The organism is Enterococcus sp. ARL09-542, assembly GCF_005234805.1.
Taxonomy (GTDB): Bacteria; Bacillota; Bacilli; order Lactobacillales; family Enterococcaceae; genus Enterococcus_D; species Enterococcus_D gallinarum.
Genome location: NZ_QPQX01000014.1, coordinates 59001 through 75510, shown reverse-complemented (window position 1 = coordinate 75510; position 16510 = coordinate 59001). Strand labels below are relative to the sequence as shown.

At 41.1% G+C, this 16510-nt stretch carries 18 protein-coding genes; 5 read left to right on the top strand and 13 right to left on the bottom strand.

Annotation, left to right across the window (positions count from 1 at the left end; all coding sequences use genetic code 11):
* Positions 1–452 precede the first annotated feature (452 nt).
* From DVW06_RS13670 to DVW06_RS13665, 3 genes are all read right to left on the bottom strand, one after another.
* Entirely contained in the window at positions 453–1019 is a 567-nt protein-coding gene (locus tag DVW06_RS13670; protein WP_050762678.1) for a hypothetical protein, read from the bottom strand.
* Positions 1020–1594: 575 nt separating this feature from the next.
* Positions 1595–1732 (bottom strand): hypothetical protein, encoded by a 138-nt coding sequence (locus DVW06_RS17095; RefSeq protein WP_155804651.1) that lies wholly within the window; start codon positions 1730–1732, stop codon positions 1595–1597.
* A 249-nt stretch (positions 1733–1981) separates the two neighbouring features.
* On the bottom strand, positions 1982–2314 hold the full coding sequence (locus DVW06_RS13665) for a hypothetical protein (RefSeq protein ID WP_005469925.1): 333 nt from the start codon (positions 2312–2314) through the stop codon (positions 1982–1984).
* 171 nt (positions 2315–2485) lie between these two features.
* Here DVW06_RS13665 and DVW06_RS13660 point away from each other — a divergent pair, with 171 nt between their 5' ends.
* Together DVW06_RS13660 and DVW06_RS13655 are read left to right on the top strand one after the other, a co-directional pair.
* The gene (locus DVW06_RS13660; RefSeq protein WP_029486232.1) at positions 2486–2818 is read left to right on the top strand and encodes a helix-turn-helix domain-containing protein; all 333 of its coding nucleotides are present in this window, start codon (positions 2486–2488) and stop codon (positions 2816–2818) included.
* Positions 2819–2823: 5 nt separating this feature from the next.
* Positions 2824–3288, top strand: coding sequence for an ImmA/IrrE family metallo-endopeptidase (locus DVW06_RS13655; protein ID WP_003129307.1), 465 nt, complete (start codon positions 2824–2826; stop codon positions 3286–3288).
* Between the two features lie 221 nt (positions 3289–3509).
* Here the strand turns inward: DVW06_RS13655 and DVW06_RS13650 are convergent, their stop codons facing one another.
* The 5 genes from DVW06_RS13650 to DVW06_RS13630 form a co-directional block, all read right to left on the bottom strand.
* A complete protein-coding gene (locus DVW06_RS13650) occupies positions 3510–4316 on the bottom strand; it encodes a metallophosphoesterase family protein (RefSeq protein ID WP_003129306.1) in 807 nt (268 codons plus the stop codon).
* Positions 4317–4319: 3 nt separating this feature from the next.
* Positions 4320–5102 (bottom strand): phosphonate ABC transporter, permease protein PhnE, encoded by a 783-nt coding sequence (phnE, locus tag DVW06_RS13645; protein ID WP_003129305.1) that lies wholly within the window; start codon positions 5100–5102, stop codon positions 4320–4322.
* The gene (gene phnE / locus DVW06_RS13640) at positions 5099–5878 is read right to left on the bottom strand and encodes a phosphonate ABC transporter, permease protein PhnE (protein ID WP_005469909.1); all 780 of its coding nucleotides are present in this window, start codon (positions 5876–5878) and stop codon (positions 5099–5101) included. Before phnE (DVW06_RS13640) ends, phnE (DVW06_RS13645) begins: the two co-directional genes overlap by 4 nt.
* Entirely contained in the window at positions 5850–6641 is a 792-nt protein-coding gene (phnC, locus tag DVW06_RS13635) for a phosphonate ABC transporter ATP-binding protein (protein ID WP_003129303.1), read from the bottom strand. Before phnC ends, phnE (DVW06_RS13640) begins: the two co-directional genes overlap by 29 nt.
* A 173-nt stretch (positions 6642–6814) precedes the next feature.
* Entirely contained in the window at positions 6815–7738 is a 924-nt protein-coding gene (locus DVW06_RS13630; RefSeq protein WP_003129302.1) for a phosphate/phosphite/phosphonate ABC transporter substrate-binding protein, read from the bottom strand.
* Between the two features lie 193 nt (positions 7739–7931).
* Between DVW06_RS13630 and DVW06_RS13625 the strand changes: the two genes are divergently transcribed.
* Complete coding sequence (locus DVW06_RS13625; protein WP_003129300.1) at positions 7932–8603, top strand: cyclic nucleotide-binding domain-containing protein; 672 nt, start codon at positions 7932–7934, stop codon at positions 8601–8603.
* A gap of 203 nt (positions 8604–8806) precedes the next feature.
* Here the strand turns inward: DVW06_RS13625 and DVW06_RS13620 are convergent, their stop codons facing one another.
* Positions 8807–9391, bottom strand: a complete 585-nt coding sequence (locus DVW06_RS13620) for a TetR/AcrR family transcriptional regulator (protein WP_005469905.1) — start codon at positions 9389–9391, stop codon at positions 8807–8809.
* A 115-nt stretch (positions 9392–9506) separates the two neighbouring features.
* Here DVW06_RS13620 and DVW06_RS13615 point away from each other — a divergent pair, with 115 nt between their 5' ends.
* Positions 9507–10598 carry an ABC transporter permease gene (locus DVW06_RS13615; RefSeq protein WP_086268942.1) on the top strand — a complete coding sequence of 364 codons (1092 nt, stop codon included), beginning with the start codon at positions 9507–9509 and terminating at the stop codon, positions 10596–10598.
* 1 nt (position 10599) lies between these two features.
* The gene (locus DVW06_RS13610) at positions 10600–11307 is read left to right on the top strand and encodes an ABC transporter ATP-binding protein (protein WP_003129297.1); all 708 of its coding nucleotides are present in this window, start codon (positions 10600–10602) and stop codon (positions 11305–11307) included.
* A 97-nt stretch (positions 11308–11404) separates the two neighbouring features.
* Here the strand turns inward: DVW06_RS13610 and DVW06_RS13605 are convergent, their stop codons facing one another.
* The 4 genes from DVW06_RS13605 to DVW06_RS13590 all read right to left on the bottom strand — a co-directional run bounded on the left by DVW06_RS13605 (position 11405) and on the right by DVW06_RS13590 (position 16474).
* Positions 11405–13270 carry a beta-glucoside-specific PTS transporter subunit IIABC gene (locus tag DVW06_RS13605; protein ID WP_134874669.1) on the bottom strand — a complete coding sequence of 622 codons (1866 nt, stop codon included), beginning with the start codon at positions 13268–13270 and terminating at the stop codon, positions 11405–11407.
* A gap of 137 nt (positions 13271–13407) precedes the next feature.
* Positions 13408–14247, bottom strand: a complete 840-nt coding sequence (gene licT / locus DVW06_RS13600; RefSeq protein ID WP_003129295.1) for a BglG family transcription antiterminator LicT — start codon at positions 14245–14247, stop codon at positions 13408–13410.
* A 281-nt stretch (positions 14248–14528) separates the two neighbouring features.
* Positions 14529–15425 carry an EamA family transporter RarD gene (gene rarD / locus DVW06_RS13595; protein WP_137264759.1) on the bottom strand — a complete coding sequence of 299 codons (897 nt, stop codon included), beginning with the start codon at positions 15423–15425 and terminating at the stop codon, positions 14529–14531.
* Positions 15426–15667: 242 nt separating this feature from the next.
* Positions 15668–16474: a MurR/RpiR family transcriptional regulator gene (locus DVW06_RS13590; RefSeq protein ID WP_003129292.1), complete on the bottom strand. Its 807-nt coding sequence runs from the start codon at positions 16472–16474 to the stop codon at positions 15668–15670.
* Positions 16475–16510: the final 36 nt, after the last annotated feature.

Genomic DNA, 16510 nt, shown 5'->3' with positions numbered 1-16510 from the left:
TGTTCGCTAGAGTCTTTAGAATTTCTGTAGTAAAATCGTTCATAGGGAAGTCCTCTCTTCTGTGAATGTGTTGTGGTAGCTCTATTCTACAGAAGGGACTTCCTTTTTTCTATTTACACAAAATATTTTACACTCTCTTCAGTCTGCATGGAAATCAAGTTATTATTGGGAATTCCAGCTTAATCTATAGTAAGCAATATATTCTTATTATTCATTTTGAAATTTTGCAGCAGAGTCTTACATTTTTTTGTCATTTTTTTTCCACATTTTTAATATTAGCGATGCTATTTTATCATTAAGTACTATCAAAAATAGGACTGTAACAATAATCATCGTATCGTGATTTGGAAAATACCTAAATCCTAATAACAAAAATAGTAGTGCTATGAATGTTATTACATAAGCTATCTTTCTTTTTCTATCTACCGTCACTTCATTCACCTTCGATCCTACTAGCTATCCTGTGTCCATATAGCAGTTGGAACTAAGAGATGGGCTTTATTCCTCGAAAATCTTATAATTACTCCTTTGTTGAGATCCACACTTCCTGCTTTATCTATCAAGAACGCTGCCGCAGTCGATGCGAAAACACCTGCAATTGGGGAAAATAAACTTGATAGAGCCCCAACTCCTAGAGCTAACGCTGCTTTTGAATACGAACTATCTAAATATAGGTACTTCAAGTCATTGCTCATTACAATCATTTTATTTACGCCTCTACGTAGCATGACTGATCTGGTATTCATTTCAATTTCTTCCTTGGTCCAAATATCTTCTGGATCATAACCTTTCTCAATTGCTAAATTCATTAGGTCTTGGAAAGTTATACTGGTGATTTCTGCTATAACCTCATCTGAAAGATATTCTAGTAGTACACCATACGTTCCTTCTTCATCTACATACTCATTTTCATTTGTATTGGTGTTAACTTCTGATGCAATTGCTACAGTATTCCCAATAGTTCCAACACCTAAAATTATCGCAGCACACACACAAATCGCTTTAATCTTATTCAGCATTTTCATCTACCTCGTTTTAATTAATTACTTTTACAATATTACAACACACAATTATACACGACTAAACAATGTATAAAATTGTTCTTTCGGTGTTTGTCCACTTCATCCAACACAATAATAGAAAATAGTTAGTAAGAGAATAATAATTAGTATTCATCAAAAACTGAAGAAAGATTACCCTTTTCGATTTTTCCTTATTCTGAAAGCGTGCTATCACTGAATCCAATTATTGCTTCAACTTCTTTATACGATTTACCGAAAATAATTTATCCATAAACAGACCACTTTTTTGGCGTACTGGTTGCTCTCGAGCAGCCTTCCTTGTAATCTTGTAATTCCGATTATTCTTTCTTTTAAAGGATACAAGCGTATTTACATCGAGCTTAAATAATCGAAAAAAGTATTTCTTTTCTCTATAAGTTCCTTCATTAGAATCATCTTACAAATCTAAAGACATCTGTTCAAAAGCGTGTGGCTTTCATTTTATTGCCTTAACGTTATAATTTATTTGCGAAATACGATAATTGGTACAAGTTACAACACAAAGGGCCGACCTACTGCGAATAGGTCGGCCCTTATTTTGTGCTGGAAGCAACGGCTAGCGACTGTCCTAGAAGCAGCTTACTTTTGATGATTGGATTCTTAGAAATAAGTTCTAGTACCAGTCCTATAAAGATTGACGCCATAATCAATGCAATAATTTGGTCAATCAAGAAAAAACACCCCTGAACTCATCCATCCCATAGTAAAGACTGCAACGTGCTCCTCGTTTATGGATAGCTTTTCCTCATAATCATTTACTTTACTACTGTTTCAGAATATCTTTAACCAGTTACTAGTTTACTTCTCTTTATTAGTGAAGTGGGCTAGTTCTGCATATTCTTAGTAAAATGCTTTCCTCTCCTTCACTTTATCCCCTGTCTTTCCTAGGAACGAGTCCAAGCCTCTCTCATCTATATCATTCATCCCTTTTGCTGATTCTGAACAGCTGTCTCTTTCAGTTGGCGGTTCTCTGCGGCTAAACGCTCCTGCTCACTACGGGCTTTTGCTAGTTCTGCCTGATAGATAATGATCTCTTCTTGGTGGGCTCTCCGAGCGGCACTTACGCTAGCTTCCAGCTCATCCACTTTTGTTTCTAGTTCGAGATTGAGCTTTTCATACTTTTCATATAAGATCTTGGCATTTTCTATATTGGTCTGCTCTAAGTTTGCTTTGCTCGACACCCGAGTAGCAAAGTAGGTTAGAACACCGGTAATCAAGGAAGGTAAAACGACTGCGGCAACTGTTGTATCCATAGATAACCCCTCTCTCATTCTCTTTTTGATACAAAATGTATCAACTAATTGGAGTATATTCGATACGATTCATATCGTCAACTAAAAAGATACATTGCATATCTTTATTCAATCAAATTAGATACACTTCGTATCTAATTGTGGTATACTGATCGAAAAGGGGGGATCACCATGCTTGGTGAACGATTAAAAGCACTGCGGATAGGAATGAATCAAACGCAGCAACAGATTGCTGACCATCTAGGAATCACCCGGGCCGCCTATTCGCATTTTGAAAACGATCGAAACGAGCCTGATGGTGAAACGATCGTGAAATTAGCTGAATTATTCCATGTCTCCACAGACTATTTGTTAGGACGACATGCCATAGACAACTTCACCCAACCTTCTAAGCGGGTGCAAACAGTAGCTGCCCATATTGATGAAAATGTAACCGATGAACAAATGGAAGACATTCTGAATTATATCGACTTTATAAAACAGCGGCATGCCCAAAAGGATTGATGTATATGGATAAAGTTGAAGAACTAATGGCTGCATACCCAGATCTGCATTTTATTTTTGATAAAAATATGCCAGAAGGTCAACAAGGCTTATATATCGATGATCATATTTATCTGAATCCAAAACAATCGAAAGCAGACTTGTTAGGGACCATGGGTGAAGAAATCGGACACTATTTAACAAGTGCAGGAGACATCACTGCACAAGATACCAATGAAAAGCGTAAACAGGAACGTAAGGCACGTGACATTGGTGCAGCAATCGTTGTCACACCTTACGATATCATCGCCTGCTTTGAAGAGGGCTGCAAAACGTTACTAGAATGCGCCTCTTTTTTAGGGGTAACGACGCGAACGCTCAAAGATGCGGTCTGTTACTATGCCCGACGCTTTGACGGAATCAAGACAGACAATCAGTATACGTTGCTGTTTCAATTAGATGGAACCATTGAGGTGATCAAAACCTTTTAGTTACTAGCTGTGAGCGTTGGGCAATATTTGGATCAGTGAAGACACTTCTTGATACGATTCTACAGCTTTACTATTTCTTAAATAACAAAAAACGGCACTGTGCCGTCACGTTCATAAACAGAGCGCTCATTAAAAGCTTTACGGTACATTCGCTACTCATCAGTGGCGCGCGGATGTACCGTTGATTTCTGATTATTTCGATTGATGCACAAGGCCGTTTTCTATTCTTGGGTCATATCTACAACTTTCAGCAGTCGATTTGGCAAATAATTCTCAGAAGTTTGATGAATCAATTTACCGGATTCAAAACGATACAAATTATAGCCATATCGTTCTTCGAAGCGCACGATGCCTTGACCTTCATCTTCTCCCACAAAAGACATACTGGCGACAGTATAGTAAGGAATCCCTTGGATCTCACCGGTAAAGGAATGATGCGTGTGACCATTGAGGATACAGCGAATGTTATAGGAGGACAGCAAGTCCAACAAACGATCCGTACCGGGCCACACCGGTGTCGTACTTTGATGTGCCAGTAAATGATGATGGGTCACTAAGACGATCGGCAGATTTTTTAATTCCGCTAACGTCTGTTGCAGCCAGTGGAATTGTTGTTCATCGACAACGCCATCAGAAGCTCCATAGCGGGAATTATCAAAGGCAACAATCGCCATATCTGAATAACATTTTACTTGATTATATGGCGACTCGGAGGCCGCTGTACCGCACCAGCCTATGTGGAAATTGCTTTTGATGTCATGATTGCCTAAAGTAACGATTATTTCGACATCGCCTAGCAGCCTATGCAGTTGTTCTTTCAAGTAACGATAGTCTTCCACGTCTCCATCCTCCGTCAAATCCCCACTGATAACGACTAGGTCAATCGTTGCTCGTTGCTGGGCATGGCGAAGACATTCTGTTAATGGAATCAATGGATTCTGCATGGCCGCCAACATGCCTTGATAACCCTCTTGGCAGTCTGGGTATTGTCTGCGAAAATGTATATCTGATATATGCAATAAATTCATCTTTTATCTCAATTTCTTTCTTATGATTCCTGTTATTTGGTCTAAAGCAAAGACGGTGATCACTACACCGATCAAAATAATACTAACTTTACTCCACGTACGTGTTTGGATCGCAAAAATCAATGGTGCACCGATTCCGCCTGCACCAACTAAGCCTAGTGTTGCCGCACTACGCACAGCGATCTCAAAATGATTCAACGCAAAGGAACTATAGATCGGCATCAAATAAGGGACACGTACAAAAAACATTGTTTGCCAGAAATTTGCACCCACCGCCTGCATCTCTTCGGTCAGCCGTTCATCCATCGCTTCCATCTCTTCCGTAAACAACTTGCCTAACATTCCGATTTGATGGACACCGATTGCCATCACACCGGCAAAAGGTCCTGGACCAACGACTTTAACAAAAATGATCGCATAGACCAGTTCTGGAAACGCCCGCAAGACGTTGCAAATAAATTTACCGATTTTAGCGACCCAAGGAGTTGCTGACCAGAGATTGGCCGCACTCAGCAATGTGATGGGAATGGCTAAAACCGTGGCGATCATGGTTCCCAAGCAAGCGATGCCGATCGTTAATAACAGCAGACTAAATAAATCTTCCCCGCTGCCGTCATAGAAAAATGACCAGTCTGGCTGACTCAGTCCTTTCAACACATCTCTGCCCATTGCCAGTGAAAAAGTGCTTAATCCCGAATAGTCTAAGTCCATTGCAGACAACAGGAACAGGACTACGAATAGTCCCCATAGGAGCCACGTTTTTTTACTCACTTCACGAATCATCATAGAAAGGACCTCCTTACTCGTTCACTTAATTGGTCAACGATGGCCACAGTGACTAAAATCGTCAAAATAATGATGGAAACTCGTTCATATTTCAGCAATGCCAAAGACGAATTCAAAATGACGCCGATCCCCCCAGCCCCTACATAACCTAGGACTGTCGAAGCACGAACATTGACCTCAAATGCATAAAAGGTATAGCTGGCAAACTGACTGATGACTTGAGGAGCTACTGACCAGACTGCAATCTGCAATTTGCTGGCCCCGACCGCCGCCGCAGCTTCGATCGGACCAAAATCGATTGTTTCAATTGCTTGGAACATCAACTGAGAGACCATCCCAAATGTAAAGACAGCAATCGTCAGGACCCCTGTTGCTTCTCCAATCCCAAAGATAGCAACAAACAATGCAGCCAATAATAGGTTAGGAATCGTCCGAATCAAGCCCAATAAAAAGCGAAAGATCGTCGAAAGCCAGCGATTTTCAGTAATGACTGTCGTAGCCAAGAAACTGACCGGGATCGCTAGACAGACACCGATGACCGTTCCAACTAAAGACATTTCCAATGTTTTAAGCATTGGCGAGACTAATTTCGGTAAATAGCTAAAATCCGGATGCAAGAAACGTGCAAAGAATGCCGTTACTTGGTTGGAATTTGACCAGACTTGCGCAAAGTCAGCCCCTGTGATCCATGCACTGCTTTGAAAGCAAAGAATTAAGAAGAGCAAGATCAGCAGGTTCTTGTACCACTTAAAGTGAACGGTCTCTTTCAATTTCATGGGTTTCTCCTGCCTTTTCTTCAAAAATCGCCTTGCCATAAATCTGTTCCAGCCGTTCATCTGTCAATGCTTCCGGCACACCATCAAAAACAACCGTTCCCGCTTTCAAAGCAATGACTCGTGTGGAGTAAGACCGTGCTAGCGGAACAGAGTGGAGGTTGACGATCACTGTTTTTTTCATTTCTTGATTGATTTTTTTCAAGTCCTGCATGACTTTCTCTGTCGTGATCGGGTCTAATGAAGCTACTGGCTCATCTGCTAGAATAATCGGTGCTTGCTGAACAAGCGCTCTTGCTATTGAGACCCTTTGCTGCTGACCGCCACTCAACTGATCGCTGCGGGTCTGCAGCTTATCCAACAGACCAACCGTGGCTAGTGCTTCTTTTGTTCGTTGATAGTCTTCTTTTGTAAATAATCCTAAAATACTTTTCCAAGTTGAATAATACCCTAAACGTCCAGATAGGACGTTCTTTTGAACGGTACTGCGTTTGACTAAATTGAAACTTTGAGAGATCAATCCGATTTGACGACGGATCAATCGTAATTCTTTCTTGCTTGCCTTAGTGATCGAGGTCTCATTAATGCGGATATCCCCTTCAGTGATCGGCACTAAACGATTGATCGAGCGCAATAAGGTGCTTTTCCCTGCCCCACTCAGACCGATGATTGAGACAAATTCTCCCTCTTCGATCGTCAAATTAATGTTTTGTAGTCCTTTGACCCCGTTTGGGTATACTTTGGACACATTTTCGAAAATTATCATACTTCTTCCCCATCTTTATAAGCATTGTGACACGGATCATACCAAAAGAATGAGAGACGAAGGGATACTTTGGTGGGATCGCTCTCGTTTTCACTATATCAGCCGCCCTCGCAAAAAGATCTGCACCCTTCGTCCAATCATTTTTCTGTTATTCCTTGTCGCAGCCCATTGTTTTACTCGGCTGCTTTTTCGGTATATTCACGGATCGTATCATAAGCAGAATCAGCTGCTTCTTCATATCCTTGATGTCCCCACAATGACATCGCTTCTGCGCCTTCTTCGTCATCTTTCATGTTCAAGAAAACATCTTTGATTTCTTTTTTCAAGGCATCGTCCATTTTTGGTTGGACCGCAATAGCATCGTTAGGAATATCCCCTTCGGTCAGATAAAGTACTTTGAGCTCTTTAAACAAATCATTGTCTGCAAAGCTAGAAGCAAAGACATTTCGCGCACCTTCGAAAACAAACGCAGCATCCATTTGACCATTCAAGACTGCTGTGATCTCACTTGGAATATCATTGACTGTTGTCAAAGTCGCTTCGGTGGTAGGATCTACTCCGGCATCTTTCATTTCAGCAACTGGATAGATGTACCCACTAGCTGAGTTAGGACTTAAAGTAGCGATCTTCTTGCCTTTCAAATCAGTCAATTCATTCAATCCGCTGTCTGCACGAACTAAGATCTCCCCTTTGAAAGTGTTTGTCAATTGACCTTCTAACGGCAACCCCGTTTCTTGATCATAATCCCCTAATTGCGAAGTCAAAATGGCTTCAGCAGCGTCCATATCTTTTGCTTGGACATAGGCAGCTGGCGGCATGATCCCGATATCTACTTGACCAGAAGCCATTGCTTCAACGATCGTTGAGTAATCCGTAGCCAAGGTCACATCCACCTGACGATCTAGCTTCTTTGATAAATATTCAGCGAAAGGTTTTGCTTTTGCTTCCATCGTCCCATCGTTGTTGGTCGGTACGAACTGCACCACTAATTTTTCTTTTGCTGCATCCTCTTGTTTTGAATTGCCACTGGCACAGCCAGTTAAAGCAACAGCCAACATAACTCCCATGATCCCTTTAGCAACCTGTTTGAAACGCATTTTTATTCCTCCTGTGAATGTTTTCTACTACGTGTAAATCATACCAAATAACTTCAGATTAAGAAGTGACACATGTCCTATTTTACCTTATTTTTACATACATTTTACATATAATATTAATTATCGTTCGTGTTGAGGCGTTGTTGATTCTAGGCTATAATAAAGAAAAACCTCCAAGGAGTGGTCCTTCTCCATGAAAAAGATCCATGATGCGCAACAGTTGTCTGCTTATATCGACACCTTTTCTTTGCAAAATTATTTAGATGCGGCGTTATCTGACATGGCGGTATTACACTCTTTCGACAAAGATGAGCACTTGATCCAGACAGGGACCGTATCCGATTATCTCTACTTCCTTGTGGAAGGAACCGTGATGGTCTACTCGTACCCTTCTGATACCCAAAATATCTTTATCGATTATGCCAAACCCGCCACTCTTTTAGGCGAAGCGTCCTCTTTATGGGAATTATTGCCAAAAAGCAGTGTAAAGGCCGTGACACCTTGTATCTGCGTGTGCATTTCTTTGAATCGCTATCGTTCTGTTTTACAACAGGATGTTCGGTTTTTGCAGAACATTTGCCAACTCCTCAGCTCACGGCTCAATTCAGGGATCAACTTAGCCAATTCCCTCACTGAGCCAGTAGAAACTCGTTTAGCAAAATTCATTTTGCTTCATGAAGAAAAAGGGGTGTTTACGCATCAGTTGACGACTTGTGCTGCTGTCTTGAATGTTAGCTATCGTCATCTCTTACGAACGATCACAAATTTCCGTGAGAACCGCATTTTAGAAAAGCAAAAAAGCAAGTATGTGATCCGTGACCGCTCTGCTTTAGAAGTTCTTGCTGAAAATCTCAGTCATTCCTGAAGATTCTAAGGATCTACGTATGGAGAACCTTCTGTGTGGAACCGCAATTGCCAAAGTCTATTTCTTTAAGTTGTGATTCAATGTCTTCTTTCTAACTACAGATACTGACCTAAGCTATCTCCTCTAAAGTTGCCTTGACAGATAGCATGTTAGTCATTTCAATAAAACAGCCCTTCAGAAAACCATCATTCTGAAGGGCTGTTTTATTGAATGCCTTGCTTTAACCATTTGACTTTAAATGCAAAATCCGTCAACAGTTCATTGCTTGTCCATTGATTGGCGTAAGCATCTGTTAAGCTGTCAATGACCAGTTTCATCGAGAAATAGAGAAAACTATCGGCCTCTTTTTGACTTTCGATCCGAAATTTATTTGCTGTTAATACTTTTTTCCAAGCTGCCGCGCCATGAGGATCCTCACTGCGATATGAAAACAAATAACTATTCTGGATCAATAGCTGCAATTCTTTGTATTCCTCACTATCTTTGCCATATTCTAACGCTTCAACTAAAAAAAGCTCCAATCCTTTGAAAAAATCCTGCTGATGTTTCCCAATTTTTCTTAGGATACGGCCATGAACTTTGTTTGCTGAGTCATGGATCAAGTAATCATAAGCATCATTCAAATCTTCAAAATACTTATAAAAAATTCCCCGAGACATCTGCAGTGCTTCAACGATCTCACTGACTTTCACCTGGCTAATCGGTTTGTCAGAAAAAATCTTCAGCAAAACGTTTCGCACAACTATTTTTTTCTCAGGAGGAAGATTATTAAAAGTCGCCTTAGGCATAAGCCGCAGTCCTTTCTTTGAATTCGTTGCTTTATTATAGCATAGATGGCCGAAATTAATTCGGTGACAAAATGTCACCGTTGAGGTATGATGGATTTCGAAAGGGGAAATCATTATGTATTTAGCTTGGAAAGAAATCCGCTATGCCAAATTACGGTATAGCTTGATCATTGGCATCATGGTATTAGTTGCCTATGTCGTATTTATGCTTTCTGGATTGGCCAATGGTCTGTCAGATGGTCACAAGAAAGCAGTCGCCGACTGGGGCGCTCAGACGATCGTACTATCCGAAGATAGTAATAAGGTCGCTAGTGCTTCCATTCTGACTCGCGGGGATTTATCCCGCGTGGAAGCAAAAGAAAAAGCCGCAGTTGGTCTGGCTTCTTCTGCAATCTCCCATAAAGGAAAAACCGAAAAGACCAATATCTCCGTCTTTGGTGCTGAGGCCGATCAATTCGTTGTCCCAAAAGTGATCGACGGCCGAAACTATCGCTCTGCAAATGAAGTGATCGTTTCAGAAAACCTTCTGCCAGAGGGGTTTGCCTTAGGGGATCACATTCAATTAGGCGGCGACGATCAAGTCTTTACGATCGTGGGCGTCACGAAAGCAACGACTTACAGCGTGGTCCCCGTGCTTTATCTCAACCTAGATGCCTATGCTCAGCTTAAATATGGTAATCAAGAGTTTGATCAAAGCAACGGCCCTATTTCATTGATCGCTACTAAAGAGCCGAAATCTGACGTCAAACTCATCCAATCAAAGGATCAAACAAAACTAACGGCATTGACTTTTGATGATTTTGTTGAGAACTTGCCTGGTTATTCTGCCGAAAAATTGACGTTGAATGCAATGGTTTACTTTCTATTTGTAGTGGTAGCAGCAATTGTCGGGATTTTCCTCTATGTGATGACATTGCAAAAAACAGCTCTCTTTGGTGTATTGAAAGCACAGGGAGTTTCTACCGGCTATCTCGTTCGTTCCATCGTGGGACAGTCATTGATCGTAAGTATTGCTGGCGTTTTGATTGCTTTTGTTCTCAGCTATTTGACTAGTCTAGTATTGCCAGCTGCGATGCCGTTTACAGTCAATTTACTGCAGTGGTGTCTTTATGGCATGGTTCTGATTTTTGTCTCGATCATCGGTGGTTTATTCTCCATTCGAACAGTCACAAAAGTCGACCCGATTACAGCGATTGGAGGCGAATAAGATGGCACAAACAGTCTTATCTATGGAACACATTACAAAAACATTTGGTTCTGGCCATACCGCAGTTACTGCTCTAAAAGGAATCGATTTTTCAGTGACAGCCGGTGAATTCGTCAGCATCATTGGACCTTCTGGATCTGGCAAAAGTACGTTCTTAACGATTGCCGGCGGACTACAACGCCCCTCAGAAGGTAAAATCATCATTGGTCAGCAAGACTTTACTGATTTACCTGACAAAAAACGATCTGCTGCCCGTTTCAAAGAAATCGGCTTTATTCTGCAAAGTTCAAACCTCGTTCCTTTTTTGAAAGTCAGTGAACAGTTTGAGTTTGTAAACAAGCTGAACAAAGACAACCAAAAAGAAGCAGCGTCTCTTTTACGTTCCCTCGATATTTGGGAGCTCAGAAATAAATTCCCTAAAGAACTCTCAGGAGGCGAACGTCAACGAGTAGCAATCGCACGCGCATTGTTCAATGATCCTTCACTGATTTTGGCAGACGAACCGACGGCCAGCTTAGATTCGGAACACGCTTTTGATGTTGTCAAATTATTGGCTAAAGAAGCGCATGAAAAACAAAAGGCGATCATCATGGTAACCCATGATCCAAGAATGACCCAATGGAGCGATCGGGTCTATCGCATGCAAGATGGACTTTTAGTCGAAGAATCCATCAACCCGCACACTTCATCAAAAACTTCAGAAGAATAATTAAAAAAGCTATCCAAACATAGGGACTCGCGACTGCGATGTTCCTTCCGTTGGATAGCTATTTCTATTACAATTCACTGATTAAGACGCACCAGGTTTATTTGACGATCGCTAAGAAATCTTCCCCTTGCAAGACGTCTTCTTGATTCATATCCAACACATCTAAATAGTTCGGCGTATTCGTAACAACAATTGGCGTAACGGTTGAATACCCGGCTTCTTTGATTAGGGAAAGATCAAATTTGACTAATAGATCACCTTTTTTCACTTGATCCTCTTGTTTGACAAAAATCTCAAATCCTTTGCCCTCAAGCTCAACAGTATCCATTCCAATATGCATCAAGATCTCTACCCCATCTGTCGTTGTCAAACCAATCGCATGTCCTGTTGGAAATAGCGTAGTAATCGTCCCGTCAGCAGGCGCGACTAATGTACCGTTTGCTGGATCGATGGCAATCCCTTTGCCCATTGCTCCAGATGAAAAGACTTGGTCTTTCACTTCATTCAGTGGAACAACTCTACCAGCCAATGGACTGCTTAATACGACCCGCTCATTGGTAGTGGATGGTGCAGGTACTTTTGATTTTTCTGTATCTGTATCTGCGGGATTCGGTTGATCTTCAAAGCGCAAAACAAAAGTTAAGACAAAAGCTGCGCCAAAAGCAACGGCCGTTCCAATCGCAGCGGCAATCAAACCACTCATATCTTGTGTGTCTTGAGGGATAAAGGATGGTAAGCTCAAGAGACTGACTAAACCAAAAGTATAGTTCTTAACTTGACTGAAACCGACGATTGCACCACCGATCGCACCACTAATACATGCAGCAATAAACGGTTTTTTCAATGGCAACGTTACTCCATATACAGTTGGTTCCGTGATACCAAACAATGACGTGATCGTTGATGAAAGAGCCAATCCTTTCAGCTTGACGTTTTTGGTGATAAAGAAGACGGCTAGTGCTGCTCCACCTTGTGCCAATACAGCTGGCAATAGCATCGGCACCATTGTATCAAAACCAAATTGTGTCAAGTTCACCATCGCAATCGGTACAAAGCCCCAATGCATTCCAAACATCACAAATACTTGCCATAATCCCCCCATGATTGCTCCAGCAAGAATTGGGCTGAGATTATAGATTGCATCATAGCCGCTGCCTAACAAGTTCCCAACGATCGTTCCCAATGGACCCACAACGATAAATGTCACTGGTGCCATGATCAAGAAGACAGCTAATGGCACACAGATGATCTGTAGGAAACTAGGAATCACCTTTTTAAAGAAACGTTCCACATAGCTTTGTAAAAAGACGGCCAAAATGATCGGAATGACCGAGGAGGTATAGGCGCTGGCCCCAATGATTACTGGAATACCTACAAAACTCAATGTTTGTCCTGCTAATTCTGTGATACTTGGGTGAACAAGTGCCATGGCCAAAGAAACAGCTAGAAATTCATTGGTTTTAAATTTTTTCGCTGCTGTAAACGCCAACATCACAGGTAAGTAAGTAAAGAGCCCATCAGCAATGGCATACCAAACCGTGTAGACGCCAGAATCGGCCGCCAGCCAATTCATCGTCACTGCTAATGTCAGAAATCCTTTGAGAACCCCGGCCCCAGCCATTGCGCCTAAAAATGGGGTAAAGATCGATGAGATGATATCGATCAATTGATTCAGCGGATTTCCTTTTTCAGCAGATTTTTCTGATTCGCCATCAAAATTGGCGACCCCTGTTAGTTCGCGATAGACATCACTGACATGGCTGCCGATGACGACTTGATATTGTCCGCCACTTTGTACGACTTGGATCACGTCATCGTCTTGATTCAACCGATTTGTATCCGCTTTTTCTTCATCTTTTAGTTTGAAACGCAAGCGCGTCGCACAATGGACCACACTGTTGACATTTTCTTTGCCGCCGACCGCATCCAGGACGCGGACTGCTATTTCTTTGTTTGTACTCATTTCCAAACACTCCTTTTTTAATAAAATAAAAAACCCAGATTGAAAAAACGCGGTTAACAAGCGCAAACTTGCTAACTGCTGTCTTTTCAATCTGGGTCTTGCCTGCTGTACAGTAACAATCCGTTAATGATTGAATGTTAATTTGGTTCGTTGACAACGCGTTCAATATGGATCGTCAAGTAGATCATTTCTGACTCGCCGATTGGCTTGCCATACGTTTTGATCAGATATTCGTTGATCCGCTGGACTGTCTGAAAGGCTTTCGGGTATTTTGCCTGAATCAGTTCAAACAGGAATTCGTCCTTCTCGCCTGAAAGGTCATCACTTAAATACCGTTGAGCGAAATAGTGAAGATGAGTCGTGATCCGTTGATAATTCAAGGAATCAGGATTAAAGACTTTGCCATAGAAACGACTGATGATCGCTAACACATCACGAACGATCTCAACGGCTTGCATCGTCGTCTCCATTGTTCCATTGGCTTGCTCACTATTGACAATGTGAAAGGCGATAAATCCTTTCTCCGCTTCGGGAAGCGAAACACCAAAGTTCTTTTCAAAGCGTTCGACCGCTTTAGCAGCGATAGCGTACTCCTTAGGATAAAATTTTCGAGTCTCAAACAATAGTGGATTCGGTATTTCGATTCCTTCTCGAGCCCGCATCAAAGCATAGTGAATATGATCCGTCAGCGTTAAGTAAATATTCGGTGAAAGTTCGACTCCCAACACTTGCTCTGCTTCGTCGACCACTTGCTTGACTGCTTCGACCTCTTCTGCAGGAATATCCGCAAATAATTGTTGAAATTGATTTGCGGTGAAAGAGTCCTTCAAAACAAATTCTTTCTCCACAAATGCGTCGTCGATCACATCGCCGATTTTTTTCTTAAATGCGATGCCGCGTCCCATATAGATGACTTCTTCGCCGGCATCATTGGTGGAGACCACGACATTATTATTCAATATTTTTCCAATAACCATCGTTTTCCCTCATTCCAAAATAAAAAAACCTAGAATTTCCCCATAAATCTGCGGTCAATTCTGGTTTTGCCTGCCGAACAGTAACAATCCGATGTAACTGAAAAAATAATAGCACATCCTTTTTGAGATTGCAACCCTTTTCACGCAAGATTCTTTCTCCAAAAAAATTAGCGGTTCTAATGGACAAGCTAGATAGTTGTTTTATTTTTCAGAATCTTGTTCACTCACAACAACTCCGTTAAGACAATTCATTTCCAAAAATGGTCTTAACGGAGTTGTTGTCAGTTGTTGCTTAGGTCTCGCCGGCGTTTCCATACTGCACCTAAAGTGCCATACGTGAATACTGCGATACCTAACCAAACAAATCCAAACGCGGTGAACTGCGCCAAAGAATAAGATTCGTGAAACAAGAAAACAGCTAGTAATAGCATGATCGTCGGATTTACATACTGGATAAAGCCTAATGTGATGTAAGAAACGCTTTTCGTTGCTTCCGCAAACAGCAGCAATGGGATGGCAGTCACGACGCCGGCACCAATAAGTAAAAGATTGGTAGATAATGGATAAGCCATCAATCCAACAGAAGAAAAACCTAAAATATAAATCAATGCCGCCGGCAAAATAACAAAGGTTTCAACTGTTAATCCCGTTGCAGAACTGATTGGTATGTGTTTTTTGATGAGACCATACGTGCTGAATGAAAAAGCCATGATCAGTGAAGCATAAGGGATCGCACCAGTTTGCACCGAAAGCATGATCACTCCGACAGCTGCCAAACCACAAGCAATCATCCCCGACCGACTCAACCGTTCTTTCAAAAAAACAGTTGCCAACAAAACATTGACCAATGGATTGATGTAATAACCTAAGCTAGCTTCCATAACATGGCCGGCACTGACAGTAAATATAAAAGTAAACCAATTGATTGAAATCAAGATCGCCGCCAAAATAATCATTCCTGCAAACTTTTTATTTTGCCAGATCCGCTTCAATTCAGAGACAAACTGTTGCCATCTGCCGCTAAGTCCGATAAAGCCAAGCATAAAGACAAATGACAAAATAATACGGTAGCACATGATCGCCAATGGCGAGACACCAGTGATCAGTTTCCAATAGAGGGTGATCAGCCCCCACAGCACATACGCTGTGATTCCCAACACGGTTCCTTTATTTTTCATTTTCCTAGTCGCTTTTTACCTTGTCAACGTACCAATAGTCCAAGAAAAAAACTTCCCTCCTCAAATATATGTTATCTTATTATAACGAAAATAAAGTTTTTTCCTAGTATTTCATGAAAAAAACAAAAAAAGTCCCAACCGATAGCTTTCAAAATTTGAAAAATCGGTGGGATTTTTGAGAAACAACGTTTAATCATTTGTTGCTTATACTCTATTGGTTACTAACTTCATAGCAGACGACCTTATTTTTCTTTTACCGATAAGCGGCGCATATAAAAATAGAAAAGCAAATCAATCGTAACAATTTGCAAAATGATCGAATGAGTGGCCCCACTTCCGTAATGACCATTCTTGATATCTTCTGTCCGTGCTGTATGAATAGGTGTATCTACTTTTTTAGTCAGCTGGTTCTGCCCTAATTGAGACATTCCTAAGGTCGGCATACCAAGGCTTTTCGCTATTTCTACTAATGATAAAACATCGCGGTTTTTCCCTGAATGGGAGATTCCCCAAAACAAACTGTCTGCGCCATCATTTTTCATTTGTTGTGTCAGAAGATACCGATCTTTATCAAAAATCACTGTTTTTCCAATCCGAGTCCATTTTTGACGAATATCCTCTGCTGCTAGAACGGAAGTTCCTACACCATAAACATAGATTCGTTTAGCATGAAACATTTTGTCTACTACTTGTTGCACGGTTTGTTCATCTAATATAGGATCCGTTGCGTCAATAATCATCTTATTGTTTCTAAGAATCTTATTTTTAGCCGTTTGAAACGAATCATCATTTTGAATATCGCTATATTCATTATAGATTCGATTTTCAATATCTTTGGTTAAGGCTAACTTAAAGTCAGAAAATTTACTGAATCCCAATTTTTTAGAAAATCGAATGACCGCTGCTGGACTTGTATTCGAATGAACGGCTAACACATTAGATGTCATAGTAGGTATTTCATCAAGATTTTCGACAATATAATCTGCTAACTTCAAATCCGTAGTCGAAAGTTCATTTTTGATACTTTCAATAGTTGTTACTACACTCATTTCTGTCCCCCTCTACTGCATAGTTGCTTCAGCAAT

Excerpts from the sequence above, each read along its gene's own strand:
- DVW06_RS13670 (WP_050762678.1), bottom strand. The coding sequence starts at position 1,019 with ATGCTGAATAAGATTAAAGCGATTTGTGTGTGTGCTGCGATAATTTTA.
- DVW06_RS13665 (WP_005469925.1), bottom strand. The coding sequence starts at position 2,314 with ATGGATACAACAGTTGCCGCAGTCGTTTTACCTTCCTTGATTACCGGT.
- DVW06_RS13660 (WP_029486232.1), top strand. The coding sequence starts at position 2,486 with ATGCTTGGTGAACGATTAAAAGCACTGCGGATAGGAATGAATCAAACG.
- DVW06_RS13655 (WP_003129307.1), top strand. The coding sequence starts at position 2,824 with ATGGATAAAGTTGAAGAACTAATGGCTGCATACCCAGATCTGCATTTT.
- DVW06_RS13650 (WP_003129306.1), bottom strand. The coding sequence starts at position 4,316 with ATGAATTTATTGCATATATCAGATATACATTTTCGCAGACAATACCCA.
- phnE (WP_003129305.1), bottom strand. The coding sequence starts at position 5,102 with ATGATGATTCGTGAAGTGAGTAAAAAAACGTGGCTCCTATGGGGACTA.
- phnE (WP_005469909.1), bottom strand. The coding sequence starts at position 5,878 with ATGAAATTGAAAGAGACCGTTCACTTTAAGTGGTACAAGAACCTGCTG.
- phnC (WP_003129303.1), bottom strand. The coding sequence starts at position 6,641 with ATGATAATTTTCGAAAATGTGTCCAAAGTATACCCAAACGGGGTCAAA.
- DVW06_RS13630 (WP_003129302.1), bottom strand. The coding sequence starts at position 7,738 with ATGCGTTTCAAACAGGTTGCTAAAGGGATCATGGGAGTTATGTTGGCT.
- DVW06_RS13625 (WP_003129300.1), top strand. The coding sequence starts at position 7,932 with ATGAAAAAGATCCATGATGCGCAACAGTTGTCTGCTTATATCGACACC.
- DVW06_RS13620 (WP_005469905.1), bottom strand. The coding sequence starts at position 9,391 with ATGCCTAAGGCGACTTTTAATAATCTTCCTCCTGAGAAAAAAATAGTT.
- DVW06_RS13615 (WP_086268942.1), top strand. The coding sequence starts at position 9,507 with ATGTATTTAGCTTGGAAAGAAATCCGCTATGCCAAATTACGGTATAGC.
- DVW06_RS13610 (WP_003129297.1), top strand. The coding sequence starts at position 10,600 with ATGGCACAAACAGTCTTATCTATGGAACACATTACAAAAACATTTGGT.
- DVW06_RS13605 (WP_134874669.1), bottom strand. The coding sequence starts at position 13,270 with ATGAGTACAAACAAAGAAATAGCAGTCCGCGTCCTGGATGCGGTCGGC.
- licT (WP_003129295.1), bottom strand. The coding sequence starts at position 14,247 with ATGGTTATTGGAAAAATATTGAATAATAATGTCGTGGTCTCCACCAAT.
- rarD (WP_137264759.1), bottom strand. The coding sequence starts at position 15,425 with ATGAAAAATAAAGGAACCGTGTTGGGAATCACAGCGTATGTGCTGTGG.
- DVW06_RS13590 (WP_003129292.1), bottom strand. The coding sequence starts at position 16,474 with ATGAGTGTAGTAACAACTATTGAAAGTATCAAAAATGAACTTTCGACT.